The 25,281-nt window shown below is 36.4% G+C and carries 27 protein-coding genes; 19 read left to right on the plus strand and 8 right to left on the minus strand.

Features of this window, described 5'->3' with window-relative positions; all coding sequences use genetic code 11:
- Positions 1–15 precede the first annotated feature (15 nt).
- Both JL53_RS05710 and JL53_RS05715 read right to left on the minus strand, forming a co-directional pair.
- Positions 16–384, minus strand: a complete 369-nt coding sequence (locus JL53_RS05710; protein ID WP_003719211.1) for a DUF4064 domain-containing protein — start codon at positions 382–384, stop codon at positions 16–18.
- A 29-nt stretch (positions 385–413) separates the two neighbouring features.
- The gene (locus tag JL53_RS05715; protein ID WP_038407030.1) at positions 414–1,445 is read right to left on the minus strand and encodes an acyltransferase family protein; all 1,032 of its coding nucleotides are present in this window, start codon (positions 1,443–1,445) and stop codon (positions 414–416) included.
- A 181-nt stretch (positions 1,446–1,626) separates the two neighbouring features.
- Here JL53_RS05715 and JL53_RS05720 point away from each other — a divergent pair, with 181 nt between their 5' ends.
- Both JL53_RS05720 and JL53_RS05725 read left to right on the plus strand, forming a co-directional pair.
- On the plus strand, positions 1,627–2,100 hold the full coding sequence (locus JL53_RS05720) for a methylated-DNA--[protein]-cysteine S-methyltransferase (RefSeq protein ID WP_003719213.1): 474 nt from the start codon (positions 1,627–1,629) through the stop codon (positions 2,098–2,100).
- A gap of 110 nt (positions 2,101–2,210) precedes the next feature.
- Positions 2,211–2,735, plus strand: a complete 525-nt coding sequence (locus JL53_RS05725; RefSeq protein ID WP_003719214.1) for a GrpB family protein — start codon at positions 2,211–2,213, stop codon at positions 2,733–2,735.
- Positions 2,736–2,882: 147 nt separating this feature from the next.
- On the opposite strand, the gene JL53_RS05730 is transcribed toward JL53_RS05725, so the two are convergent.
- Positions 2,883–5,048, minus strand: a complete 2,166-nt coding sequence (locus JL53_RS05730) for an ATP-dependent Clp protease ATP-binding subunit (RefSeq protein ID WP_038407031.1) — start codon at positions 5,046–5,048, stop codon at positions 2,883–2,885.
- A gap of 162 nt (positions 5,049–5,210) precedes the next feature.
- Positions 5,211–5,822, minus strand: coding sequence for a CPBP family intramembrane glutamic endopeptidase (locus JL53_RS05735; RefSeq protein ID WP_038407032.1), 612 nt, complete (start codon positions 5,820–5,822; stop codon positions 5,211–5,213).
- Positions 5,823–5,967: 145 nt separating this feature from the next.
- Between JL53_RS05735 and JL53_RS05740 the strand changes: the two genes are divergently transcribed.
- Positions 5,968–6,759, plus strand: a complete 792-nt coding sequence (locus JL53_RS05740; RefSeq protein ID WP_003719218.1) for a hypothetical protein — start codon at positions 5,968–5,970, stop codon at positions 6,757–6,759.
- Positions 6,760–6,762: 3 nt separating this feature from the next.
- Here JL53_RS05740 and JL53_RS05745 read toward each other — a convergent pair whose 3' ends face one another.
- Both JL53_RS05745 and JL53_RS05750 read right to left on the minus strand, forming a co-directional pair.
- A complete protein-coding gene (locus JL53_RS05745) occupies positions 6,763–8,229 on the minus strand; it encodes a phytoene desaturase family protein (protein ID WP_038407033.1) in 1,467 nt (488 codons plus the stop codon).
- A gap of 111 nt (positions 8,230–8,340) precedes the next feature.
- Positions 8,341–8,619, minus strand: a complete 279-nt coding sequence (locus tag JL53_RS05750; protein WP_077916407.1) for a YkvS family protein — start codon at positions 8,617–8,619, stop codon at positions 8,341–8,343.
- Between the two features lie 307 nt (positions 8,620–8,926).
- Here JL53_RS05750 and JL53_RS05755 point away from each other — a divergent pair, with 307 nt between their 5' ends.
- From JL53_RS05755 to JL53_RS05770, 4 genes are all read left to right on the plus strand, one after another.
- Positions 8,927–9,193, plus strand: a complete 267-nt coding sequence (locus tag JL53_RS05755) for a phosphocarrier protein HPr (RefSeq protein WP_003719221.1) — start codon at positions 8,927–8,929, stop codon at positions 9,191–9,193.
- Positions 9,193–10,911, plus strand: coding sequence for a phosphoenolpyruvate--protein phosphotransferase (gene ptsP / locus JL53_RS05760; RefSeq protein ID WP_003719222.1), 1,719 nt, complete (start codon positions 9,193–9,195; stop codon positions 10,909–10,911). The genes JL53_RS05755 and ptsP overlap by 1 nt, the downstream gene beginning before the upstream one ends.
- Positions 10,912–11,022: 111 nt before the next feature.
- Positions 11,023–12,057: a YdcF family protein gene (locus JL53_RS05765; RefSeq protein ID WP_003719223.1), complete on the plus strand. Its 1,035-nt coding sequence runs from the start codon at positions 11,023–11,025 to the stop codon at positions 12,055–12,057.
- 13 nt (positions 12,058–12,070) lie between these two features.
- Positions 12,071–12,931, plus strand: a complete 861-nt coding sequence (locus JL53_RS05770; RefSeq protein WP_038407034.1) for an NAD(P)-dependent oxidoreductase — start codon at positions 12,071–12,073, stop codon at positions 12,929–12,931.
- Positions 12,932–12,990: 59 nt separating this feature from the next.
- Here the strand turns inward: JL53_RS05770 and JL53_RS05775 are convergent, their stop codons facing one another.
- Entirely contained in the window at positions 12,991–14,136 is a 1,146-nt protein-coding gene (locus tag JL53_RS05775; protein ID WP_038407035.1) for an aminotransferase class I/II-fold pyridoxal phosphate-dependent enzyme, read from the minus strand.
- 219 nt (positions 14,137–14,355) lie between these two features.
- On the opposite strand from JL53_RS05775, the gene JL53_RS05780 reads away from it, so the two are divergent.
- The 6 genes from JL53_RS05780 (at position 14,356) to JL53_RS05805 (ending at position 18,591) form a co-directional block, all read left to right on the plus strand.
- Complete coding sequence (locus JL53_RS05780) at positions 14,356–14,577, plus strand: hypothetical protein (protein WP_038407036.1); 222 nt, start codon at positions 14,356–14,358, stop codon at positions 14,575–14,577.
- A 302-nt stretch (positions 14,578–14,879) separates the two neighbouring features.
- Positions 14,880–15,113, plus strand: a complete 234-nt coding sequence (locus JL53_RS05785; RefSeq protein ID WP_003719227.1) for a YkuJ family protein — start codon at positions 14,880–14,882, stop codon at positions 15,111–15,113.
- Positions 15,114–15,323: 210 nt separating this feature from the next.
- Complete coding sequence (cbpB, locus tag JL53_RS05790) at positions 15,324–15,776, plus strand: cyclic-di-AMP-binding protein CbpB (protein ID WP_014092432.1); 453 nt, start codon at positions 15,324–15,326, stop codon at positions 15,774–15,776.
- Entirely contained in the window at positions 15,773–16,651 is an 879-nt protein-coding gene (locus JL53_RS05795) for a transcriptional regulator CcpC (protein ID WP_003719229.1), read from the plus strand. Before cbpB ends, JL53_RS05795 begins: the two co-directional genes overlap by 4 nt.
- Before the next feature lie 47 nt (positions 16,652–16,698).
- The gene (gene dapD / locus JL53_RS05800) at positions 16,699–17,409 is read left to right on the plus strand and encodes a 2,3,4,5-tetrahydropyridine-2,6-dicarboxylate N-acetyltransferase (RefSeq protein WP_003719230.1); all 711 of its coding nucleotides are present in this window, start codon (positions 16,699–16,701) and stop codon (positions 17,407–17,409) included.
- Between the two features lie 63 nt (positions 17,410–17,472).
- Entirely contained in the window at positions 17,473–18,591 is a 1,119-nt protein-coding gene (locus tag JL53_RS05805) for an N-acetyldiaminopimelate deacetylase (RefSeq protein WP_038407037.1), read from the plus strand.
- 44 nt (positions 18,592–18,635) lie between these two features.
- On the opposite strand, the gene JL53_RS05810 is transcribed toward JL53_RS05805, so the two are convergent.
- A complete protein-coding gene (locus tag JL53_RS05810; protein ID WP_038408176.1) occupies positions 18,636–19,481 on the minus strand; it encodes a mechanosensitive ion channel family protein in 846 nt (281 codons plus the stop codon).
- 370 nt (positions 19,482–19,851) lie between these two features.
- On the opposite strand from JL53_RS05810, the gene JL53_RS05815 reads away from it, so the two are divergent.
- The 6 genes from JL53_RS05815 to JL53_RS05840 all read left to right on the plus strand — a co-directional run bounded on the left by JL53_RS05815 (position 19,852) and on the right by JL53_RS05840 (position 25,192).
- Positions 19,852–21,045: a quaternary amine ABC transporter ATP-binding protein gene (locus JL53_RS05815; RefSeq protein WP_038407038.1), complete on the plus strand. Its 1,194-nt coding sequence runs from the start codon at positions 19,852–19,854 to the stop codon at positions 21,043–21,045.
- Positions 21,038–21,886 (plus strand): ABC transporter permease, encoded by an 849-nt coding sequence (locus tag JL53_RS05820; protein WP_038407039.1) that lies wholly within the window; start codon positions 21,038–21,040, stop codon positions 21,884–21,886. Before JL53_RS05815 ends, JL53_RS05820 begins: the two co-directional genes overlap by 8 nt.
- Positions 21,887–21,899: 13 nt before the next feature.
- Complete coding sequence (locus JL53_RS05825; RefSeq protein WP_038407040.1) at positions 21,900–22,802, plus strand: glycine betaine ABC transporter substrate-binding protein; 903 nt, start codon at positions 21,900–21,902, stop codon at positions 22,800–22,802.
- A gap of 127 nt (positions 22,803–22,929) precedes the next feature.
- Positions 22,930–23,421 carry a PTS sugar transporter subunit IIA gene (locus JL53_RS05830; RefSeq protein WP_038407041.1) on the plus strand — a complete coding sequence of 164 codons (492 nt, stop codon included), beginning with the start codon at positions 22,930–22,932 and terminating at the stop codon, positions 23,419–23,421.
- A 122-nt stretch (positions 23,422–23,543) separates the two neighbouring features.
- Entirely contained in the window at positions 23,544–24,239 is a 696-nt protein-coding gene (locus JL53_RS05835; protein ID WP_038407042.1) for a copper homeostasis protein CutC, read from the plus strand.
- An 80-nt stretch (positions 24,240–24,319) separates the two neighbouring features.
- Positions 24,320–25,192 carry a CvfB family protein gene (locus tag JL53_RS05840; protein ID WP_038408177.1) on the plus strand — a complete coding sequence of 291 codons (873 nt, stop codon included), beginning with the start codon at positions 24,320–24,322 and terminating at the stop codon, positions 25,190–25,192.
- Positions 25,193–25,281: the final 89 nt, after the last annotated feature.

The raw sequence follows: 25,281 nt of genomic DNA on the forward strand, positions 1-25,281 counted from the left end.
CTAAGGATTTCGATTTTAATAAGTTGATTTTGGTACTGGGCGTCGGAAAATACCCATTAACCCAGTTAACGTGATTAAGATTCCGGAGATAACCCAAGCAGTACCAATAATGAAGAATAACACGACACCGATAACTACTAAGACAACTCCCCAACCACGTGGTGCAGATTTAATTAGCAGAGAAGCGATTAGCGCGACAACAGATGCGATTAAAGTAATCCACCCAAGATTTGCTAATTCATTTCCAAAATCACCAGGTAAATAAGTAAAGGTTTGAATATAATCTGTTACTGTATCCCCATAATTAATAATCCAAAATCCAACAAAAATACCAATAATAGAGCCAATTAATCCGATAATGATTTCCGGCTTTCTTGATTCCATAATATAACCTCCTTTTTCTTTCTACATCTTTAATAACTTTCCCGCTTTGTGACCCTACTAAACACATCATGTAGCATCGAAGTCCGAAGTTCAATCACTGGTTGCACTACTGTTTTCACTAAGCGACTAGATAATAGTACTGTTAATGCGAAAGTTGTAGCGAACAATAGAAAGAAGGTAGTTGGGCTATGTTGAAAATCCGACTGGCTGCCTTCCCGAAAGAACTTAATAAAGAAGCCATGTAGTAAATAAACGTAAAGTGTATTTTTACCCCATTTAGTGAAAAACAATCTCTTTCTCGGAACTAAGCTAAAAAAAGCAGCAATCGAACAAAAACTAATAAAGTAAACTAAAAAACGGATAAATAACCCTAATGATTTCACTTCAACAAAATTAGCATATGGCTTGGAACCTAAGAACCATTTATCATTTAAGTTAGGGTTCATCGCGATAAAAACAAGTAATACTACAATGAAAATCCCGCTAATGATGGTCGCAAAATGTGTTTTAAGAAAATAAAAATGCTCTTTTGTTAAAAAGAAGCCAACTAAAAAGAAAGGGAAAAAGACGAGCGTCCTTGATAAGCTAAGATAACAACCAATCACATCAAAATACCCAACAATAAGCCCAATCAAAAGAGCCAGCGTAACGGATTTCCATGGTTTTAATTTGGCAAAAACAAGTAACATTATATTCCAAAAAAACAAACTAAGTAAAAACCATAGCGACCATTCGGGGTCTAAAAATTTAATAGATAGATTCTCTTTGTTCAGTAAAAAATAATAGAAGATACTATAAATTAACTGAAAAAAGGCATAAGGTAGAATCAACTTTTTCATCATTTTTTTTAAATAACCTGATTGACCAAAACTTTTGGCGAAAAAGCCAGATATAAGAATAAAGGCAGGCATATGAAAAGTGTAGATATAAATATAAAGAATACGTACACTGGCATATTCTGCAATAAATGTCTGGAGGAAATGGCCGAAAACAACTAAAAAAATTAAGATGAATTTGGCATTGTCAAAATAACTCTCGCGCTTCTCGGCGGTGTTTACCATAACGAACAATCCTTTCTGTGTTGAACTTAGCTCTGTTTATTTTCCCTAGAATCTGTAACGATTAACCAACAGTTAAGTAACAAAAGGTATCAAATGTTAATAGGAGATGACACTTGATTGCGGATTTTCGTATAATATGCTATCTTTATAGAAATAAAAAAATGGGAGGCATAACCATTTTATGCTGAAAAAAACTATCGCTTCACCAGTAGGAACTTTATATATTAGTATTCAAACAGAGGGCATAAAGAGTGTTTCATACGATAAACCGTCTACTTGGGAAATAGTTGCTGGAGGACGAACCGAACAAGCAATCTATATGAATTTAGTGAAGCAGTTAGAAGCTTATTTTGATGGGATGTTAAAGCAGTTTGATTTACCATTAATCCTTGTTGGGACGCCATTTCAAAAACGAGTCTGGCAATCTTTAAGTGAGATTCCATATGGAGAGGTTGTTAGTTACAAAGATATTGCCATTTCAGCGGGAAGTCCAAAAGCAGTTCAAGCAGTGGGACAAGCAAATCGCGCCAATCCAATTCCAATTATTATTCCTTGTCATCGATGTATAAAAAGTAATGGGGAACTTGGCGGTTATAATGGGACTGATATGGATAAAAAACAATATTTATTGGCATTAGAAACATATTCAGGTTAATAAATAAGTGAAGTCTTTCATGATAAAGTGATTTATAGTTTTTTGTGAAAAGTATAGAGTAAAATGAAAAGAAATTCTATTAATAAAGTAGGACAGAGAGGAGAAATGTAATGAAAGTAGAAATAGTTGACTATCAAAGTGAGTGGAAAACGCTTTTTGAAGACGAAAAGAGTATTATAAGAGAAATTATTGAAAAAAATGAAGTATTAATTGCTCATATTGGAAGTACTTCCGTGGAAAATCTAAGTGCTAAGCCAATAATTGATATCCTATTGGTTGTAAATGACCTATCCAGGTTAGATAGTGCAAGTACACAATTTGAACAAATTGGATATGAATACATGGGAGAATTTGGTCTCCCTGGTAGAAGGTATATGAGAAAAGGCGGGGATACTCGAACACATCAAATCCATGCTTATCAATTTGATAGTATATCCGAAATACAACGCCATCTTTCTTTTAGAGACTATTTAAGAGAAAATAACGAAATTGCTCATGAATATTCCGAATTAAAGAAGTCACTTGCCCAAAAATACCCAACTGATATTGAAGCGTATTGTAATGGAAAAGATTCATTTATCAAAAAACATGAAGCATTAGCATTAAAAAGCCATTGGAAAACATATCAAAATTAATAATATAGGGCTAGGACATAATTAAACGCAACGATAAAAACAGAAAATAAAAAGCAAGAATCATTGTATAAATCCATTTCGGAAAATGGAATAGACAAGATTCTTGCTTTTTTTTAGAGAGGCTTTCGTCCCTGTTTCTTTGTTGGATTATACAGTTACTTGTTCGTTTATTACAATGTTCTTAGTATCATCAAGTGTTGCGCTAAGTTTTTTTGCCTCTGGTTGATCGATTAATGTGTCGGCAATGGCATCTTCTAAATGCTCTTGGATGGTTCTACGAAGAGGTCTAGCGCCAAATTTAGCATCATATCCAAGTTCAATCAAATGCTCTTTTACTTCAGAAGATACAGCAATAGTGACTTCTTCCTGAGCAAGCATTTCATTTAAATCAAGAAGCATTAAGTCAATGATTTGTACTAAGTCAGCTTTTTCTAATGCTTTAAATTCGATGACATTATCTAGTCGGTTTAAGAATTCTGGTTTGAAGTATGCCCCTAATTTAGCAAGTATAGCAGAACCTTTCTCAAGTTTAGCATCAGTAGTAGTGTTAAAGCCGACAGAAGCTTCTGTGTCAGTTGCTCCAGCGTTACTTGTCATAATGATGACGGTGTCTTTAAAACTAACTGTACGACCTTGAGAGTCTGTTAAACGACCATCTTCTAAAATTTGTAAGAACATATGTTGAACGTCTGGATGCGCTTTTTCAATTTCATCTAAAAGAATGATGCTGTATGGATTGCGGCGAACTTTTTCAGTTAATTGTCCAGCTTCTTCGTGACCAACATAACCTGGAGGAGAACCAATTAATTTAGAAACACTGTGTTTTTCCATGAATTCACTCATGTCTAAACGAATCATTGCTTCACTTGTACCAAATAATTCGCGAGCAAGCGAGCGACCAAGTTCTGTTTTTCCGACCCCAGTTGGTCCAACAAATAGGAAGGAACCAATTGGACGATTCTTTGCTTTTAGACCAACTCGACTACGACGAATTGCTTTAGCCACTTTATTTACAGCAGCTTCTTGGCCGATTACTTGTCCGGATAGGTTACTTTCAAGATATTTCATTTTTGATTGCTCATTTTCTTGTAAGCGTCCAACTGGAATTCCTGTTTTTTCTTCAATGATTGCTTGGATATCAGAAGCTTGAATAACAGGACGTTCCGAGAAAGAGTTGCTAGTTTTATTTTCTTCTAAGCGAGAAATTTCATCACGAACTTTGGCTGCTTTTTCATAGTCTTCTTTTTGCAGAGCTTGATTTTTTTCTTCTTCTAAATGAGCGACACGTTCACTTACGGTGTTTTCGTCTAGTTTTTCGATAGCTAAGTTGTATTTAGAACCAACTTCATCCATTAAATCGATGGCTTTATCGGGTAAATGGCGATCTTGAATGTAACGTGTACTTAGCTCTACAGCTGCTTTTAATGCTTCAGGTGAGTAAACAACCTCATGGAAGTCTTCGTATTTATCTTTTAGACCATTTAAAATAGTTAATGTTTCTTCTATAGTTGGTTCGTTTACAGTCACCGGTTGAAAGCGTCTTTCAAGGGCTGCATCTTTTTCAATAGTACGGTATTCTTTGAGTGTAGTTGCACCAATCATTTGTAAGTCACCACGAGCAAGTGCAGGTTTTAAAATATTTCCAGCATCCATCGAGCCTTCTGCTGACCCTGCCCCAACAATAGTGTGTACTTCATCAATGAATAAAATGGTGTTTTTACGTTCTTGCAATTCTTTGATTAGCTGTTTCATACGTTCTTCAAATTGACCGCGGATACCTGTGCCGGAAACAAGCGAAGCCACATCAAGTAAAATGACCTCTTTATTTAATAGTTTCGTTGGGACCTCACTAGCGACAATCGCATTTGCAAGTCCTTCGACAACAGCTGTTTTACCAACACCAGGTTCACCAATAAGCACTGGATTGTTTTTATTACGGCGATTCAATATTTCAATCACACGCTTAATTTCTTTATCACGACCGATGACTGGATCTAGTTGGTTGTTTTTTGCCATATCTGTTAAATTAGTACCAAATTCGTCAAGTAAACCATTTCCGCCGTTTCCTGCTTGGGTTTGTACTTGAGCGTGGCTTTGTTGTTCTCGATTTGCTTGATTTGCAGCACCACTTAGTTGCCGGAAAATATCGTCGAAGGGAGAGCTACCTGATGGAAAATCATTCCCCCCAAAGTTTGCTTGATTTCTAACTTCTGCATAACAAGTCGCGCAAAGTGGCATTTCGACACGTTTGCCGTTTATATTCATATATAACTGGATTGTAGCTTGATTTTGATTACATTTTTCACAATTCATAGTTTCAGTTCCTCCTTTAAAGATGAGAATTGAAGGCCTTGACTTTGACTATCTTTGACCTTATGGTTTTATTATATACTGACCTATTTTGACTTTCAAGTATTTTGCTTCCTTTTTTTAAAAAAACCACCCCAAAAAAGGAGTGGTTTTTAAAGGTAATTATTAATAAATTGGAAGAGCAGCAAGTAGTAAAAACGCGAAAGTCAAATGAGATACATATACCATAAGCAAACTTGAACGGTAGGTGTACATCACATTCCAAACGAGGGAAGCGACAAATATTCCAATGATTGCGGCAAAATTACCACTTGGAAACATCATTACCATACATAATAATGCGGCAAAAATGTTGGAAAACCAAGGATTAAAATAATTATTTAAGCGTTTTAATACAAATCCTCGCCAAAATATTTCTTCACCAGGGATGATAGCAACAACAAGTAGTAGCCAAATTACCCAAGAGTCAGTTGCATATTTATTGAAAGCAGCTGCCACAGAATTTTCTAAACCTCCAGGCATAATCTTAAGAATAAACGCGCCTATGTAAAAGACAATATAGAGAACTATTCCAGAAAAAACACCAGGTAATATTCCTTTAGTAAAAGAATATTCTTTTTTTAAATCATCATTAAAAATCACAAAACTAAGTAAAAATAACATCCCAGCTCCATATAAATACCAAAAAACTCGAGGAAACTGATATGTTAAGATAACAAGTAGGGCACAGAGAATAAGTCCCAGTACAAGTTTATAATCGATCTTGATGCTTTTCAAATACTTTACACCTCTTCTTAACAAATAACTTCTCATACTACTTTAAAACAAATGAAAACGTTTGGCAACAATTATACTAAAGATGAGATAAAAGTTGTAGAATTAAATAATTCCTTTATAATGAAAAAATAGGAGTGGTTAACAGATGCTAGAAAAAAACTACAAATTTTTACTTTGGATTTATATTTTTTGGTTTTTAGGTAATGTATTACTTGTGTCCTTAAATATTATTCCACCAAACTTAACAACTATTCAATCACTATTTCTCGTTTTCACAGGTGTTTTTGCTGCTGTTTTCTTTATTATGCAATACGGAAAGTGGCTTGGTTCTGCGATTACGTTATTAGTATTTGTTGTCAGTACGTGTATTGAGTGGATGCAGTTAAGCTATACAGACGAATATGTTGGTTCTACACTTGGCGGAAGTATTTACGGAATTCCTATCACAATGGGCTTCATTTGGGTAGGAATGATTGCCGGAACACATATTATTGCACGTGAAATCACGCTAAAGATTAATATTGACTGGATTCGTGGCGGTATTTATTCTTTTATAGCCGCGACAATGGTAATGATTTTCGAAGTTTTAATTGAGCCAATAACGATGCAATCAAAGCAACTTTATATAACACAAAATGGTTTTACGATTTTACAACTATCTGATTTCATCAACTGGTGGTTACTCGGTCTTATTTTACATTTGATGATTTACTTTATTTTAAGTTTAACAGACGGGTGGGAGCGACTTAAGTATCCTGATTTAAAATCAGAAATAGTGATTGTATATTGGATTATTATCGCCTTTTTTGTTTTTTTATCATTCTACCTTAATTTATGGACCTCTATCGCTATTATTATTGTTTCTAATATTATTTTTACAGCTTGTTATTTTTTCAGTTTAGAAAAAGAGGAGAAACAAATAAAGAAATCCGAGTAATGATTACTTGGATTTCTTTTCTTTTTGTAAAAATTTTCTAGTCGCGATTTGTGCATTTTCGATAATATATGGAAGCGAACTGCCGGTCATTGCTCCAGCGCCGATAACAAATAAATTTTTATAGTTAGGTGTTTTTTTAGTTGGATGAAGAAAGCCATGTTGATTCCATACATGTTGCAGGCCAAAAACAGCCCCATATTTGATGTGATATTTTTCTTCCCAATCTTCTGGGGTGATGATAAATTCTTCTTCAATATACTCTTCTAACTTTGGAACATCTAGCCGTTCTTTTACTGTATCTAAAACTAACTGTCTGAAATCTTTTGTTTCTTTTTTCCAATCTATTTGACTGGAATTATTAGGAACAGGGACCATAATTCGAATGCTTGAATGATTAATTGGTGCCATTGTATTATCAGTTGCAGAGGGATTGGTTACATGGATAGCTAGATCTTTCGAAAGCACCTTTTTTTGCATCGTATTAGTAGAAAATTTTCGGTAATCATTAGGGAAAATAATCGACTGATGGGAAAAAGCAAGTTCCGTATTTAAACCTAAGTAGAGCATAAAAGCAGAAGAGGAGTATTCTTTATTGTCCACTTGTCTGGTTTTTTCGTTGGACATCGAATAAATGAAATCTAAATTCGTAAAATAATAGTCAGCTTCAATTGTTTGACCATTTGCTAGCCTAGCTCCTGTAATCTTTTTGCCATCTACTTCAAATTCGGTGACTTCTGAGTTAAAAAAGAATGTTCCTTTATTCTCAGTAACTACTTGTTGCATCGCTTCGACAATTTTATTCTGCCCGCCGATAGGGTGATAGGTCCCGTAATAATATTCGGAAAATGGAATGATACTATAGGCGGCTGGTATATCCCACGGAGACATCCCTAAATAGCGCATTTGAAGGGAAAAGGCTAAGCGAAGATGCTTGCTATTAAAATATCTTGCTAAATCATCCATTAAAGATCTACCAAGCGTCAAACTTGGAAGAGCCCTTAACGTAGTTGGACGAAAGAAGTCAAATAATGAACTATAATTAAATTGATTAAGTGGGGTTAAATACAACATTTTCTTAGTGTTCTCCCTCATAAAACGATCAAAACCTTTTTCTTCACTAGGGAAGTAAGTAGCGATTACGGTTTTAGTCGCTTCATAGTCACTATAAAGCGGAAAGCTAATATCTTTAAAATAAAGTGTGTGTATTGGGTTAATTGGTAAGAGTGAGATATAGTCGAGAATATCTCGCTTACAATCCATAAAAAGAGAAGTTAGAACATGCGTCATCGTTAAAGCAGACGGACCAATGTCAAATGAATATTTCCCCAACTTATGTAAGGCAGTTCGACCACCAATCCGGTCATTTTTTTCATAGATGCTCACTTCATAATCCAGCTGGCTTAAAAGCATAGCGGTTGCTAAACTTCCTGGTCCAGCACCAATAATCGCAATTTTTGTTTTATTTTTCATTGGTTGCAAGTTCTCCTTTCCTGATTTCCACCCATATAAAAAACGCAAAAACACAAAGCACTGATTCTTAGAAATGCTTTATTTTTGCGCACTGAAAATTGTGTTTGATTTTTATTCTTCGGTTTCTTCGGCTTCATCCTCATCTTCTTCCACAGAATGAATAATTTGATAATTTTTGTGATTAACAACTGTTTTTTCCTCAATGCCTAAATCTTTAAAATTGTCCATATAAGTTAAGTCGACTATAACAGAATTTTCGTTTAGTTTTTCTACAATTCCAGTCAAGCCATCCTTAAATTCAATAATGTCTCCAACATGTGCTTTTGCCATTGTTATCACTCCTTCAATTTTCGGTGTTGCCACTATCTTGCTGAAAAAGAATGTATGCATTTTTGAACCTTCTTTAAATTCTGCACTAAAATACTATTAAAATCAACTATAAGCCTTCCAAAAATACTATTTAATTTTATAAAAGCGACAATTTCGTGACATTTTTTAAATGAGAGGCCTTTTTTATTTGTGAATAATGGATGAGAGAAGCTTGTGCAGGAAAAAACAATCAAAAAAATTTTAATCAAATAGTTGTAACAAAGGGTAAAACATGGTACTCTTTTTAATTGAGGGATAGTCTTTTTTGCTGAAAAAATTTTGGCTTAAAAGGTTACAACAAATTTCTTTACAAAGGAGAATGTAAATTATGGAACAAGCAAGTTTTGTAGTAATCGATGAAACAGGAATTCACGCACGCCCAGCAACTCTATTGGTGCAGGCTGCAAGTAAATACAGCTCGGATGTTCAAATTGAATACACTGGCAAAAAAGTAAATCTTAAATCAATCATGGGTGTTATGTCTCTAGGGATTGGTAAAGGCGCTGACATTACTATCTACACTGAAGGTAGCGATGAAAAAGAAGCGATTGAAGGATTAACGGAAGTTCTTAAGAAAGAAGGATTGGCTGAATAATGGCTAAAGAGTTGAAAGGTATCGCAGCATCTGATGGGATTGCCATTGCGAAAGCTTATCTGCTCGTTGAACCTGATCTTTCCTATGAAAAAACAGAAGTTACGGATGTTGAAAGTGAAGTAAAACGTTTTGAAAGCGCGTTAGAAGTTTCTAAAACAGAACTTTCGGCGATTCGTGAAAAAGCAGCTAAAGATTTAGGCGAAGATAAGGCACAGATTTTTGACGCACATCTTCTTGTTTTAAATGATCCTGAATTAACAGGCCCAATTGAAGAAAGCATTAAATCTGCTAAGACGAATGCAGAAACAGCTTTACAAGAAACAACAGACATGTTTATCGGCATGTTTGAATCAATGGACAACGAATACATGCGTGAACGTGCAGCGGATATTAAAGATGTACGTAAACGTGTTCTTTCACACTTGTTAGGTGTAACTATTCCAAATCCTACTTTAATTGATGAGGAAGTAGTTGTTGTTGCAGCAGATTTAACGCCTTCTGATACCGCACAACTTAACCGTAACTTTGTTAAAGGTTTTGTAACGGATATCGGTGGTCGTACTTCTCACTCCGCTATCATGGCACGTTCTCTTGAAATTCCAGCTGTTGTTGGAACAAAAGAAGTTACTGCTAGCGTAGCAAAGAACGATCTTGTTATTATTGATGGTTTGGAAGGTAATGTTATCATCCACCCAACAGAAGAACAAATCGCTCACTATAAAAAAATCAAAGCCGATTTTGCTTTACAACAAGCAGAATGGGATAAACTTAAAAATGAAAAAACAGTTTCTAAAGATGGTGTTCACGTTGAGCTTGCAGCAAATATTGGAACGCCAACTGATTTAGATGGTGTTATTTCTAACGGTGGGGAAGCAGTAGGCCTTTATCGTACAGAATTCTTGTACATGGGTCGCGATAATTTCCCAACAGAAGAAGAGCAATTTGAAGCGTATAAAGCAGTAGTTTCTGGAATGGACGGAAAATCTGTGGTTGTTCGTACATTAGATATCGGTGGCGATAAAACGCTACCATACCTAGAACTTCCAGAAGAAATGAACCCATTCTTAGGCTTCCGTGCTATTCGTCTTTGCTTTGCGAATGAAGAATTATTCCGTACACAACTTCGCGCATTACTACGTGCAAGCGTATACGGCAACTTGAAAATCATGTTCCCGATGATTGCAACAGTAAATGAATTCCGTCAAGCACGTGATATTTTACTAGATGAAAAAGCAAAACTAAAAGCTGCTGGAACAGAAGTATCTGATTCCATCGAACTTGGAATTATGATTGAAATTCCTGCTGCTGCGGTTCTTGCTGATCAATTTGCAAAAGAAGTTGATTTCTTCTCTATCGGAACAAATGATTTAATTCAGTACACAATGGCTGCTGACCGTATGAACGAACGAGTTTCTTACCTTTACCAACCTTACAATCCATCCATTCTTCGTTTAGTGAAAATGGTTATTGACGCTTCTCATAAAGAGGGCAAATGGACTGGTATGTGTGGAGAAATGGCTGGAGATCAAACGGCTGTACCACTTCTTTTAGGATTAGGCTTAGATGAGTTTTCGATGAGTGCTTCAAGCATTCTGAAATCTCGTTCGCTAATCAAACGTTTAGATCAATCTGAAATGGTGAAATTAGCAGAAGAAGCATTAAATAAATCTACAGCGGAAGAAGTTGTAGAATTAGTTGAAAAATATACTGCAGAGTAAAACTCGATTGATGGCCTAGACATTTATTTGTCTAGGTCTTTTTGTGTTGTGTAAAAGAAGTTCCCCAAGTATAATTAAAATGGTAGTTAGCAGAAAAAGGGGGCAACCAGTGTGGTTATCTATATTTTAGCGGGATTTTTCTTTCTTCTTTTTATCGTTTTATCTATAATTGATAGACGAAGAATTAGCAATGGGATTTTTTTAACAATTGCTTTATTTTTCTTATTACTTTCGATGGTGTATGCTATTTTTTCCAAAGGAAATGAATTACTTGTTTCGATAATGGGAACAGTATTACTTTTATTATTACTTCTTATCCCATTCTTTGTTATTGGTTTAGCAACGTTGCTCATTGTTAACGGACGTTTGATGCTTAAACGAGAAGGGCGAAAATTAGCTAATATGTTACCTTTATTTATTGGTTTAGGTATTATTGCGCTAATTGTTATTTGGTTTGGCCATATTTTACAAGCAAATAGTCCAGTGCTTGGAATTTTGATTGTATTTATTATGACAGTGGTAGGTTATTTTTCTTTTTTATTTTTATCCTTTCTGTTATCTACTTTTATCTACCAATACAGTTTTCCGAGATATAATCAAGATTTTCTAATTGTGCTTGGTAGTGGTTTAATAGGAGGAGATAGAGTGTCGCCACTTCTTGCAAGTCGACTTGACCGAGCAATTTCGTTTTATCAAAAGCAACTTATGAAAAAAGGAAAGCGAGCTACTTTTATAGTTTCAGGTGGACAAGGTACGAACGAGACTATTTCTGAAGCAGAAGCGATGCGTGGCTATTTGATTAGTAAAGGGATTGACGAAACATTTATTATTATGGAAAATAAGTCGGTTAATACACTTCAAAATATGCAATTTTCGAAAAAGAAAATGGATGTGATTATGCCTGATTACAATAGCTTGTTTTCAACTAATAATTTTCATTTATTCCGAGCAAGTTTGTATGCTAGGAAAGCAGGTTTGAAGAGTCAAGGAATAGGCGCAAAAACAGCATTATATTATATGCCTAATGCGCTTATAAGAGAGTTTATTGCAATTATTGTTATGTATAAAAAAGTACATATTTTTTTAGTTGGATTAATTAGTATCTTTTTTGCGATTTTATCTGTTATTGGACTTAGTTTTGGATAGGAGGTTTTTGGAAATGAAGAAAATTGGATTTGTAGGCATCGGTGTTATGGGGACGAGCATGGCTTCTCATTTGCTTGAAGCAGGGTATGACGTTTTTGTGTATACACGAACTAAATCAAAAGCAGAGGGGCTTTTAGCAAAAGGTGCACACTGGGAAGAAGAGCCAAGAGATTTAGCAGCGAAAGTAGATGTGCTTATTTCAATGGTAGGCTATCCAAAAGATGTCGAAACACTCTATTTAGGTGAAGCAGGTTTTTTAAATCATTTGAAACCGGGATCTATAGCTATTGATATGACAACTTCTTCTCCAGAACTAGCAAAAAATATAGCTCAAATTGGTAGTGAAAAAGGAATCGGCGTTTTGGATGCCCCAGTTTCAGGTGGGGATATTGGTGCGAAAAATGGAACCCTAGCGATTATGGTTGGCGGGGATGAAACTGTTTTTCTAAAAGCAGAACCAATTTTCGCTATACTTGGTAGTAGTGTTATTTTACAAGGAGAAGCAGGTTCCGGACAACATACGAAAATGGTTAATCAAATTGCGATTGCATCCAATATGATTGGCGTAACAGAAGCGATTATTTATGCGGAGAAAGCCGGACTTAACCCATCTCGTGTACTGGAATCTATTTCTGGTGGAGCAGCAGGGAGTTGGTCACTTACCAATTTAATTCCTCGTGTACTCAAAGATGATTTTTCACCAGGCTTTTTTATAAAACATTTTATTAAAGATATGGGAATAGCAATCTCGGAAGCGAAACAAATGGAGCTGGATTTACCGGGGCTTCTGCTAGCAGAAAAAATGTACGTAACATTAGCTGAACGTGGGCTAAGTGAAGAAGGAACACAAGCATTAATTAAATATTATCGTTAAAAACAACTACTAAGATTAGTAGTTGTTCGAAAAGCCAAAGTAGAAAGTTGCTTTGGCTTTTATTTGCTTAAGAAAGCAGCCATTCGGTCCAATGCTTCTGCTAGCTTATTAAAAGAAGTGGCATAAGAAAGTCGGAAATAACGGTCGCCTTTTTCTGAAAAAGCATTGCCTGGGACTACTGCAACTTTTGCTTCTTCTGCAAGCTTTACAGCCCAGTCAAAAGAATTTTCGGTAATCTCATCTGGCAGTTTTACGAAGAAATAAAAAGCGCCATCAGGTGGAACCACCGTGAATCCCATTTTTTCTAAACGATCTTGGGTGAAGTTTGCTCTAGTTTTATACTCGGTACGCATTTGAAAAGCATCATCCTTACCATTTGTGATGGCTTCTAAAGCTGCTTTTTGAGAAATAGAGCTCGCGCAAGTAACGGAATATTGATGGACTTTCAACATTTGTTTGGTGATTATTTCAGGTGCAAGCAGAAAACCAATTCGCCAGCCAATCATCGCGTGAGATTTGGATAGGCCGTTAATCACGATTGTTTGTTCTCTAAGCATAGGAGCGATACTAACATGTTCTTCGTGATAGATTAATTCGCTATAGATTTCATCAGCAATAACAAAAATACCGGCTTCTCTTAAAACATTTGCTAAATTTACCAGTTCTTCTTTTGTTAAACTAACACCAGTTGGATTGGAAGGGTAGGGAATAATAAGTGCTTTTGTTTTAGGTGTAATATGGTTTTGTAATTGCATAGGCGTTAATTTGAAATTGGTTTCTGTTGTGTCTATTTTTATCGGATGTGCTTTATTTAAAGTAATAAGTGGTTCATAACCAGGATAAATGGGGTCAGGTAAAATAACTTCATCACCTGGCTCAAGAATGGTTTGAAGTGCAACAGAGATAGCTTCTGTAGCGCCCACCGTGACGATAATTTCATTTGTATTGTATTCTAAGTTATATTTTTCTTGAAAATAAGTAGAGGCAGCATCTAACAGTTCTGGCATACCGGCATTAGGAGTATAGTTGGTGAAATTATCCTGAATTGCTTGAATGGCAGCTTGTTTAACATGTTCTGGTGTTGGAAAATCAGGTTCACCAAGTGTCAAACGAATCATATCTGGTATACCAGCGACTCGTGTATTGAAAGCTCTGATACCACTTACTTGAATATCGTGTAATTCAGGTCGTATCGATTTTGTCATTTTTGTCACCTTTCTTTCGTAGAAAATCCCGGAAAGTTTAGCTGGGAGTAAGCTTCATAGTTTCATTCCATTATAGCCTAAAAAGTAAAAAAAGCAAAATATCTGAAAATATTACTAAAAAGACTTGCACTTTCATTTAGAATGCTATAAGATGTATTTAATAATGATAATCATTTTCATTTAAGAATGATTGGCTGAAATCAGAAGGGGCCGATGGATATGACGAAACCAGGTAAATATGAAGCTCTCTTTTTCCCGACAAAAGACGGCTTGTTAAAAATACATGCATACGGCTTTAATCCTTGTGGTTCTTGGGGCGAGGTATTTGCGACAATAGGAGATCAAACGATTTGTGTAAAAGGATTTAATCGTCATAAAACCATTGTTCGTGCGACAAAAATGATTATTAGTACGACTGCCGACCGCAAAAATGAATTTTAATTGTAAAAGACTAAAAAAAGGCAAAACTTTTTTTAGTCTTTTTTTAGGATTAAAAGTAAATAAAGCAGAACAAAAAGTGACTTTCTAGTTATATTAAAATAATTTCTTTTTCTGAATATTTCCAGAACCCTTGCGTTATACGTGCGGTATGCGATAAAATTTGGTAGTATAGTGAAAGAAATAAGATATGGCGAAAAAACCAGATTTGAGGAAATATGTGAAAAAGCATTGCCACGCCAGTAAAACAGCAAGGTATGCCAATTTTTGCACGTCAGTTGGTGGATTTGAGAGGAGAGTGTAATATGTCTCAGTTATTGGGAATTATTCAACGTTTACATGCAATGCAAGAAGATGAGTCTGCTGAAACACAAGCAAGACGCTTTGAAAAGAACGGTACACCTGTGTGCGAAGTGAAGTTTTTTCAAGCTTCTAACTCATTTGAAGTAGAAATTTATGGCGACAATAGCAAATATCAGTTTGATGATATTGATATGACAGCTATCGAAATTTTTGAAACGTTACAAGAAAACGAATAACATTGTAAGAAACAACATATCCTTGTTTTTTACATCGAAGCTGTGAAGCATTTTCACAGCTTTTTTTATGTGAAAAATTAACTTTTAAACACTAAATGAAAGAAATTCCCCCAGATAGTATGATAGAATAGGAGATGGAAAAGTTTCGATTTATTATTTTAGTTGAAAGAAACTTCGAACATGAAAATATGAGGAAGAGGAAGATTCTAAATGATCTCTAACAGATTTGGACAGTTTATTGATAACGAATTAGCTGATTCGATGATTTCTGCTGAAAAAGTAGCCCACGTACAGCTTGGTAATAATTTAGAACATGCATTGCTTGTTTTAACGAAATGTGGTTATTCGGTTATTCCAGTATTAGACTTTGAGTTTAAACTTCACGGATTAATAAGTGCCGCAATGATAACAGATGCAATACTAGGGCTCGAGCGCATTGAATTTGAGCGTTTGGAAGAGCTAAAAGTAGAAGATGTTATGCAAACTGATTTTCCTGTGATTAAAGATTTCCTAAATAACGAAAGAATTGTTCACTTACTTGTTGATCATCCTTTTGTTTGTGTTATTGATAATGAGTTCCATTTTGAAGGGATTGTAACAAGACGAGTTGTCTTAAAGCAAGTCAATCGTTATATTCATTTACAGGTGGAGGAAAATAGATGATTGTAACGGAATATGAATTACTTGTTTGCTTAGCGGAAGAACTCAATATGCGTAAAAGTGCAGAAAAACTTTTTTTAAGTCAACCAGCTTTATCGCAGCGTTTGCAGACAATTGAAAGCAGATGGAATACAAAGATTTTCATTCGCACGCAAAAGGGGCTACTACTGACACCAGAGGGAGAAGCGATAGTCCGTCATGCTGCAAGTGTTATTGAGAGAGAACATACAATTCAAGAAAAACTAGAAGCAATGGAAGGGGTCGTGCGTGGAACCTTGCGAATTGCTTGTGCTAGTGTTGTGGCTCAAATGTGGCTTCCTCGTGTATTAAAAACATTCACTAGCACATATCCAAATGTCCAAATTTCACTTGTAACAGGTTGGAGCAGCGAAGTAACACAGCAACTTGCGGCTGGAAATGTGCATATTGGCATCGTTCGTGGAAATTCTACTTGGAAAAGTGTCCAAAAGCCACTTTTTAATGATAAATTAATTTTGGTAGATACAGAAATTACGAAAATTGAAGAGGTTTTCCAGACAAACAGACCTTTTGTACAGTTTCGAAGTGACTCTAACTACTATCAGGTGATTCAAGATTACTGGCAACGAAATTTCGGGAAAATGCCACGCCAGGCAATGTTAATGGATCAAATGGAAACATCCCGTCAAATGGCTCTTAATGGGATTGGCTTTGCTATTTTACCAGAAGTAACAATGTCAGGTTATTCCGATAAAATCAATAAAATACCACTTATAGAAAAAGACGGATCGATTCTTAGCCGAGAAACTAATTTGCTGACATATGAACAATCGCTTGGCTTGCCACAAGTAAAAGCATTTTTAGAAATAATAGATAAATTTCTTGAACAAGTGAAATAGCTATGGCAAAATAGAAATCAGAACGAATTGGAAGGAGACAATTATTCATGAAACAAATGGATGCACATCAAATTATTTCTTTTATTCAAAATAGCAAGAAAGCAACACCGGTCAAAGTATACCTTAAAGGGGACTTAGAAAAAATTACTTTTCCAGCGGATGTAAAAACATTTATTACTGGAAATGCGGGAACGATTTTTGGAGAATGGGCGGTTGTTGAACCACTACTTGAAGCAAATAAAGCGAATATTGAAGATTACGTGATTGAAAATGATCGTCGTAATTCTGCTATTCCACTATTAGATATGAAAAATATCAATGCTCGAATTGAACCAGGTGCCGTCATTCGCGATCAAGTAACGATTGGCGACAACGCAGTTATTATGATGGGAGCAAGCATTAATATCGGTTCTGTTATTGGCGATGGTACAATGATTGATATGAATGTAGTCCTTGGAGGTCGGGCAACGGTTGGAAGAAATTGCCATATTGGTGCTGGATCAGTACTTGCTGGTGTAGTAGAGCCACCATCCGCACAACCTGTCATTGTAGAAGATAATGTTGTTATTGGCGCGAATGTGGTTGTTTTAGAAGGCGTGCGTATCGGAGAAGGTGCTGTTGTTGCTGCTGGAGCGATTGTTACAAAAGATGTAGCTCCTGGTACCGTCGTTGCTGGAATCCCGGCTCGCGAACTAAAAAAACTAGATGCAAAAACAGCGTCTAAAACAGAAATCATGCAAGAACTTCGTCAACTTTAAAAAATGAAAGGAAACTGTTTCGTCTTTTGGCGGAGCAGTCCTTTTTTAAAAGGAGAGAGAAACGTGGACTTAAATCAATTTATTTCGATTCGCCGTGAGTTGCATCAAATTCCAGAAACTGGTTACAAAGAATGGAAAACGCAAGCTTATTTACTTGATTATATAAATAAATTACCAAGTGAGTATTTGGAAGTGAAGAAATGGCGTACTGGTCTATTAGTTCGAGTGAAGGGATCGAGTCCAACGAAAACAATTGGTTACCGTACGGATATTGATGCTTTACCGATTACCGAAGAAACTGGGTTAGCTTTTGAGTCAAAGCATGCGGGCAATATGCATGCTTGTGGACATGATTTACATATGAGTATTGCGCTTGGCGTATTAACACATTTTGCAAGTAATCCAGCAAAAGATAATTTGTTATTTGTGTTCCAACCAGCAGAAGAAGGACCAGGAGGAGCTAAGCCCATTATGGAAAGCGCTGAGTTTTCTGAATGGCTTCCAGATTCAATTTATGGGTTGCACATTGCACCGGAATATAAAGTCGGTCAAATTGCCATTAAACCTGGGCTATTATTCGCGAATACATCTGAACTATTCATTTCTTTTAAAGGAAAAGGTGGTCACGCAGCATATCCGCATTTAGCTAATGATATGGTAGTTGCAGCAAGTGCTTTTGTAGGTCAAATGCAAACGATTATTAGCCGAAATATCGATCCAATGGATAGTGCTGTCATTACTATTGGTAGGATTCATGGGGGTGAAATTCAAAATGTTATCGCAGAAACAGCCTTTTTAGATGGAACAATCCGAACGCTTTCACCAGAAACAATGGAAATCGTTTGGGCTCGTTTAAAACAATTAGCGAAAGGCTGGGAAGAAGCTTATCAATGCGAAGTTACTTTTCATGCAGGTTCTGACTACTATCAAGTGGATAACGATCCAGCACAAACAGCGGAATTTATTGACTTTTTAAAAGAAAGCTATCCAGAGAGCTATGTACCAGCAAAATCAGCGATGACAGGAGAAGACTTCGGTTACTTTTTATCAGAAATTAAAGGCTTTATGTTTTGGTTAGGTGTTGATTCAGAGTATAGCCTGCATCATGCAAAATTAAATCCAAAAGAAGAGGCCATTCCATTTGCCATTGATGTATTAATCCATTTTTTAGAAAGTAAGTAAAAAAGACGTAAATTCGCTCACTCATTGAACGAATTTACGTCTTTTTAATTGTTGTTCGGTCCAAAGGTGCTTACAAAGCTTAAAGGTAGTTCGATTTTGTTCTCTGTCAATGCTTCACGGATATCTTTTAGTAAGTCACGCTGAACGGAATATTGTTCGCCGTTTACCGCTTTACCAACTACTCGAATAACCATATTAGTTGCATCGATGTTTTGTACACCAAGTACAATAGGAGGTTCGACAATATTTTTGTTTTCTTTAGCCGCTTTTGTACAAACTTGATTGATGATTGCCATCGCTTTTTCTGGATCTTCGGTTGGACTAATTTGAATGTCCACCATTACGCGCATGTTACCGCGTGAATGATTACTAACAACCATTATTTGCCTGTTAGGAATAAAATGAAGTGTTCCGTCAAAATCGCGTACCTGCGTTGTTCTAAGTCCGAGTGCTTCTACTGTTCCATTGACTAAGCCAATTGTAATCGTATCTCCAACATCAAGTTGGCGTTCGAGCAAAATAAAAAATCCAGTCACAACATCGCTCACAAGCCCTTGTGCTCCGAAAGCAATCGCTAAACTCGCAACCCCAGCACTGGCGATAATGGCCGTGACATCCATGAAGTTCTGTAATAATAAAATCGCAAAAGTGAAAAATAATACATAGCCATAAAAATTAGTAATTAAACTTTCTAAAGTATCAGCACGGCCAGCTGATACGGCTTGTTGTTGACGGTACTTACGAAAGAAACTACGAATTATTTTATTTCCCACCACTCGAAAGACAAAATAAAGAACGATTAAGATAGCAATTTTTATTCCAACCGAAATAATATGATTCCAGAATTTGTCCCAATCAATTGAATGGAACCACTGCTTTAGTAAATTCATCTTCTGGTCCACATCCTTTGAAAGTTCTCCATCCATTTCATTCACCCCTTCCTAATGAAATGTCCTTTTCTATTCTAACAAATATTCCATAAAAATGCTTATATCAAAAATAATTTTTCCACAAAAAAGGTGTCTTTTCCTTTGGCTTTTCTACTTTTTTTCAAAAAAATTAAAAAAACTGTTACCCACTCTTGTAGTATGATGGAGGCGCTCTCAAAAATGTGTGAAACAAGCAAAATCAGACTTTATGATGTGAAACTAAGTCGAAACTTGTGTACAATGGTTTATGTTATTGCTTTTTTTAAAAGTGATTTGGGCCATGTTTTTGCCTAGTAAATAATTAAATCTAAAACAGAAAGGGGATTTTATTTTGAGTAAGATTGAAGTAGAAGAGCTAACGAAAATTTTTGGAAAAAAAGCTTCCAAAGCATCTTCTTTACTTTCTCAGGGAAAATCAAAAACAGATATTTTAAAGGAAACAGGGGCGACCATTGGTGTCAATAAAGCCAGTTTTAGCGTAGAAGAAGGAGAAATTTTCGTTATTATGGGGCTTTCTGGTAGTGGGAAGTCTACGTTAGTGCGATTATTGAACCGTTTAATTGAGCCAACGAGCGGGAAAATTTGGCTAGACGGCAAAGAATTATCAAGTTTAAATAAAAAGGAACTTCTGGAAGTGCGAAGAAAAAGTATGAGTATGGTTTTCCAGAATTTCGGACTATTTCCGAATAGAACCATTAATCGCAATGTCGAATATGGTTTAGAAATTCAAGGACTAAATAAAGAAGAACGCGAGAAAAAAGCGGCAGAATCACTTGTTTTAGTAGGTCTGGCAGGTTACGGGGACCAATATCCTTCGCAACTTTCTGGTGGGATGCAGCAACGTGTTGGACTTGCTCGAGCACTCGCTAATAATCCGGACATTTTACTGATGGATGAGGCTTTTTCAGCACTTGACCCACTTAACCGGAAAGATATGCAAGATCAACTGCTAGACTTACAAGATAAAATGAAAAAAACAATTATCTTTATTACCCATGATTTAGATGAAGCCCTTCGTATTGGTGATCATATTATGATTATGCGCGATGGTTCTGTCGTTCAAACTGGTTCTCCGGAAGATATTTTAGCCCACCCGGCAAATGAATATGTGGAAAAATTCATTGAAGATGTAGATCGTTCGAAAGTTTATACTGCAAGCAATGTCATGATCCGTCCAGAAATCGTTAATTTTGAAAAAGATGGTCCACGTGTTGCGCTTAAACGGATGCGTGAAGCTGGGACTTCGAGTGTATTTGTTGTAAAACGCAATCGCGAATTAGTCGGAATTGTCCATGCTGCAGAAGTATCTAAACTGGTTAAAGAAAACATTACTTCACTCGAGTCGGCTTTACACCGAGATGTTCCAACTACCGGACTAGATACGCCACTTGCAGAAATTATGGACACCATCTCTACAACAACAATTCCGATTGCTGTAACAGAAGATGGGAAATTAAAAGGAATTATTATACGTGGATCAGTTCTGGCCGCGCTTTCTGGAAATGAGGTGAACGTTAATGCCTAATATTCCAACAATTCCATTAGCTGATTGGATTGATAAATTGGTTGATGGCTTGACGCAGTTTGAAGCATTTTTTAATGTGATTACAAATATTATTGGTGGCATTGTTGATGCATTCCAATGGGTATTTGATTTAGTTCCACCATGGTTATTCATTATTCTCTTAGTTGCAGGAACTTTCTGGGTTAACCGTAAAGGCAAAAAATGGGGATTAATTACCTTTGAGGTTGTCGGGTTGTTACTTATTTGGAACTTAGACTTCTGGCGAGATATGACGCAAACATTAACACTTGTATTAACAAGTAGTTTAATTGCGCTTGTTATCGGTGTGCCGCTTGGAATTTGGATGGCAAAAAGTAATGTTGTTGAAAGCATCTTTAAACCAGTACTCGATTTCATGCAAACAATGCCAGCCTTTGTATACTTAATTCCTGCTGTAGCATTTTTTGGAATCGGAATGGTCCCAGGGGTTGTAGCCTCAGTAATTTTCGCTATGCCACCAACTGTTCGGATGACAAACCTTGGTATTCGCCAAGTGTCCACTGAGCTTGTTGAGGCTGCAGATTCTTTTGGTTCCACTCCTTGGCAAAAACTATGGAAAGTGCAATTACCAATGGCAAAATCAACAATGATGGCTGGGATTAACCAAAGTATCATGTTGGCTCTTTCGATGGTCGTTATTGCTTCGATGATTGGAGCAATGGGGCTAGGAACACGCGTATACTTCGCAGTAGGACGTAATGATGCAGGTGGCGGATTTGTAGCTGGGATTGCGATTGTTATCGTCGCAATCATTCTTGACCGCCTAACACAAGCCTTTAATAAAAAAGCGAAATCTGAGTAAGGAGGAGAAACGTTTGCTAAAAAAAATAATCACCATGGCTACGCTTGTCATGCTAGTTTTCACATTAGCTGCATGCGGGACAACACTTGCTCCTTATGACGCGAAAAAAGATTTAGGCGAACAAATCAATTATACAATTACTGGAATTGATGCAGGGGCAGGAATCATGCTTGCAACACAAAATGCCATTAAAGATTACCATTTGGATGATGATAATTGGCAATTACAAACGAGTTCCACTGCGGCCATGACAAGTACGCTTCAAAAAGCAATGAAAGATAAGCGACCAATTGTAGTGACTGGTTGGACACCACACTGGATGTTTACCAAATTTGATTTGAAGTTTTTAGATGATCCCAAAAATGTTTATGGTAATGCCGAAAATATTCATACCATTGTGCGTAAAGGCTTGAAAGAAGACAAACCTTCCGCGTATAAGGTATTAGATAATTTCTTCTGGACTGCAGAAGATATGTCAGAAGTAATGCTTGAAGTCAATGACGGTGTTGATCCTGAAGAAGCTGCCAAAAAATGGGTTAAAAATAATCCAGATAAAGTAGCCAAGTGGACTGATGGTGTGAAAAAAGTCGATGGCGATGAAATCAAACTTACTTATGTAGCTTGGGATTCTGAAATCGCTTCTACTAATGTCGTTGCCGAAACATTAAGACAAGTCGGTTACGAAACGACTATTCAAGCAATGGAAATTCAACCAATGTGGGCATCCGTTGCAACGGATGCTGCTGATGGAATGGTCGCTGCTTGGCTTCCAAATACCTCTGGAATCTACTATAAAGATTACAAAGGGAAATTTGAAGACTTGGGAGCTAATCTCAAAGGCGCAAAAATTGGCCTAGCAGTTCCCAAATATATGACTAATATCAACTCCATTGAAGATTTAAAAACGAATAAATAGTAAGTTGAAAATGGCATGAAGAAGTTCAAGTGAGCAGGTAACTGTTTATTAGATACTTTCTCCGTGCCTTTTCTTCCAAAAAAAGGTACAATGATAGTCAAAACAACTGCTAGCAGGAGGCAAAGAAATGATAAAGAATATTTTTCAAAAAACAAAAGTAGAAGGTTTATATGCTCATGTTGATGGGCAATTAATTTCGTTAGAAGAAGTACCTGATCCAGTATTTAACCAAAAAATGATGGGTGAAGGTATCGCAATTAAGCCAGAAACAGGAACAATTGTAGCTCCAGCAGATGGGAAAATTATTCAACTGGCTGAAACAAAACATGCTTTTGGAATTCGTACAGCTTTGGGGCAAGAAATCCTTGTACATATCGGTTTAGAGACAGTTTCGCTAAACGGTGAGGGCTTCAATGTCTTAGTCAAAGTAGGCGACAAAGTAAAAAAAGGACAGCCTGTTGTGGAAGCAGATATTGATTTTATCCAAAAAAACGCGGCAAGCACAGTTATTCCAATGGTAATAACAAATAGTTCAGAAGGAAAATATAATTTTGAATTCAAAAAGGAGACTGCTACAAAAGCAGGAAAAACAGAAGTAATGATAACGACTTTGAAATAAAACGAATCTAACTTGAAAAAATCCGTGAATCAGTTCTTTGGAATTCATGGGTTTTTTAGTATTCATTTTTGCACTAAAAGGGTAAAATGAAGGTAATTAGTTATTAAAAGGAGCGAACCAATATGTTAGAAGTAATAGTTCAAAACCCACGTGATGCTTATTTAGCCGAGAAGTATGGTGCAAATCGGATGGAAGTTGTTTCAGCGATTAGTGAAGGCGGTTTAACTCCTAGCTACGGAACGATAAAGGAAATTGTTCGCACATCAAAATTGCCTGCGATGATGATGATCCGCCCACATAGTTTTTCTTTCGTCTATGATGAAGCGGCTAGGATTGTAATGGAACGAGATATTGAACTTGCAAAAGAACTAGGCGTGCGGGGGATTGTTTACGGGGGAATCACAGTAGAAGGGACCATTGACCAAAAACTTCTAGAAAAAGTAATTAGCAGAAAAGGCGATTTAGAGCTTACTTTTCACCGTGCACTCGAAGCAACAAAAGATATCGATGCAAGTTACCAAGTGTTACGTGAATATGGGAAAGACATCAACCAATTATTAACATCAGGCGGAACAGATAGCGCACTTGATTCATTACCTCGACTGAAAAAATGGATTCAAGATAGTAAAGAAAATCCAGATTCATTCCAAATCTTGGTTGGAAGTGGCGTAAAGCCTGATAATATAGCGACATTCCAAGCGACACTAAATCATACAGATTACCATGTTGGGAGTGCAGCAAGAGATGCGAACGATTTCTCTAAAGATATATTAGAAGAAAGTATTCATACATTACAGCAAGAAATAAACCAAGCCTGATTACTTAAAGCAGGTAGCCTTCCACGATTAGATACGCTATAATGAAACAAGACTATTCTTCAAGAAAAGGTGGAAAAAAAGTGAATAACTATATTGGCAAAAGCCAAGTAATGAATGTAAAAGAAATTCAAGAAACAGGTTGGCTCCTTGAGAAAGACAAGGTAACTGTTTTTTTATCAAAATCAAATACACATGAAACAGAACTTGCTGCCGGTGAAGAAGTGACAGTATTTATTTTTGTGGATTATGACCGTGAAATTGCAGCTACAACCATTATTCCTAAAATTCAAGTTGGACAATACGGCTGGGGAACTGTTACCGAAGTGCGAAAACATTTAGGTGTTTTTGTTGATATTGGTATCGAAAAAGATGTCGTAGTATCGTTGGATGACCTACCAGCGCTTCCACATCTATGGCCAAAAAAAGAAGACCGCTTAATGATTGCGCTTCGTGTCGATGAAGAAAATCGGATTTGGGGAGTTCTTGCAGAAGAAGAACAGTTCCGTGCGATTGCTGTTCGAGCAGAAGAAAGTTTATTTAATCAAAATATCGAAGGAACGATTTACCGTTTGCTCAAAGTAGGTTCCTTTGTTATCACAGATGATTTTCATATTGGCTTTATTCATGAAAGTGAGCGAACTTCAGAACCAAGAATGGGCGAACGTGTAAAAGCACGTGTTATTGCAGTAAAGCCAGATGGTTCGCTAAACTTATCGCTTCGTGGTAGAGCACATGAAGTACTAAATGATGATGCTGAAATGATCTTAACATATTTGCGTAGCGTTGGCGGGGAAATGCCATTTGGTGACAAGTCCGACCCAGATGCTATTCGTGCCAAATTTGGTATTAGCAAAGCACAATTCAAACGAGCAATCGGCACACTTTTAAAAGCAAGACGCATTACGCAAGAAAATGGAGTTATTACTAAAATCACTGAAGTGGCATCCGACTAAAGTAGTAGTGGATGTTCCAACTAGCGCGGTTTGTTTCGTTTCACAATTACTCGCTATAATAAATACAGCATGTACAAAGTAGCGCAAAC

Source organism: Listeria ivanovii subsp. londoniensis (assembly GCF_000763495.1).
In the GTDB taxonomy this organism is placed as follows: domain Bacteria; phylum Bacillota; class Bacilli; order Lactobacillales; family Listeriaceae; genus Listeria; species Listeria londoniensis.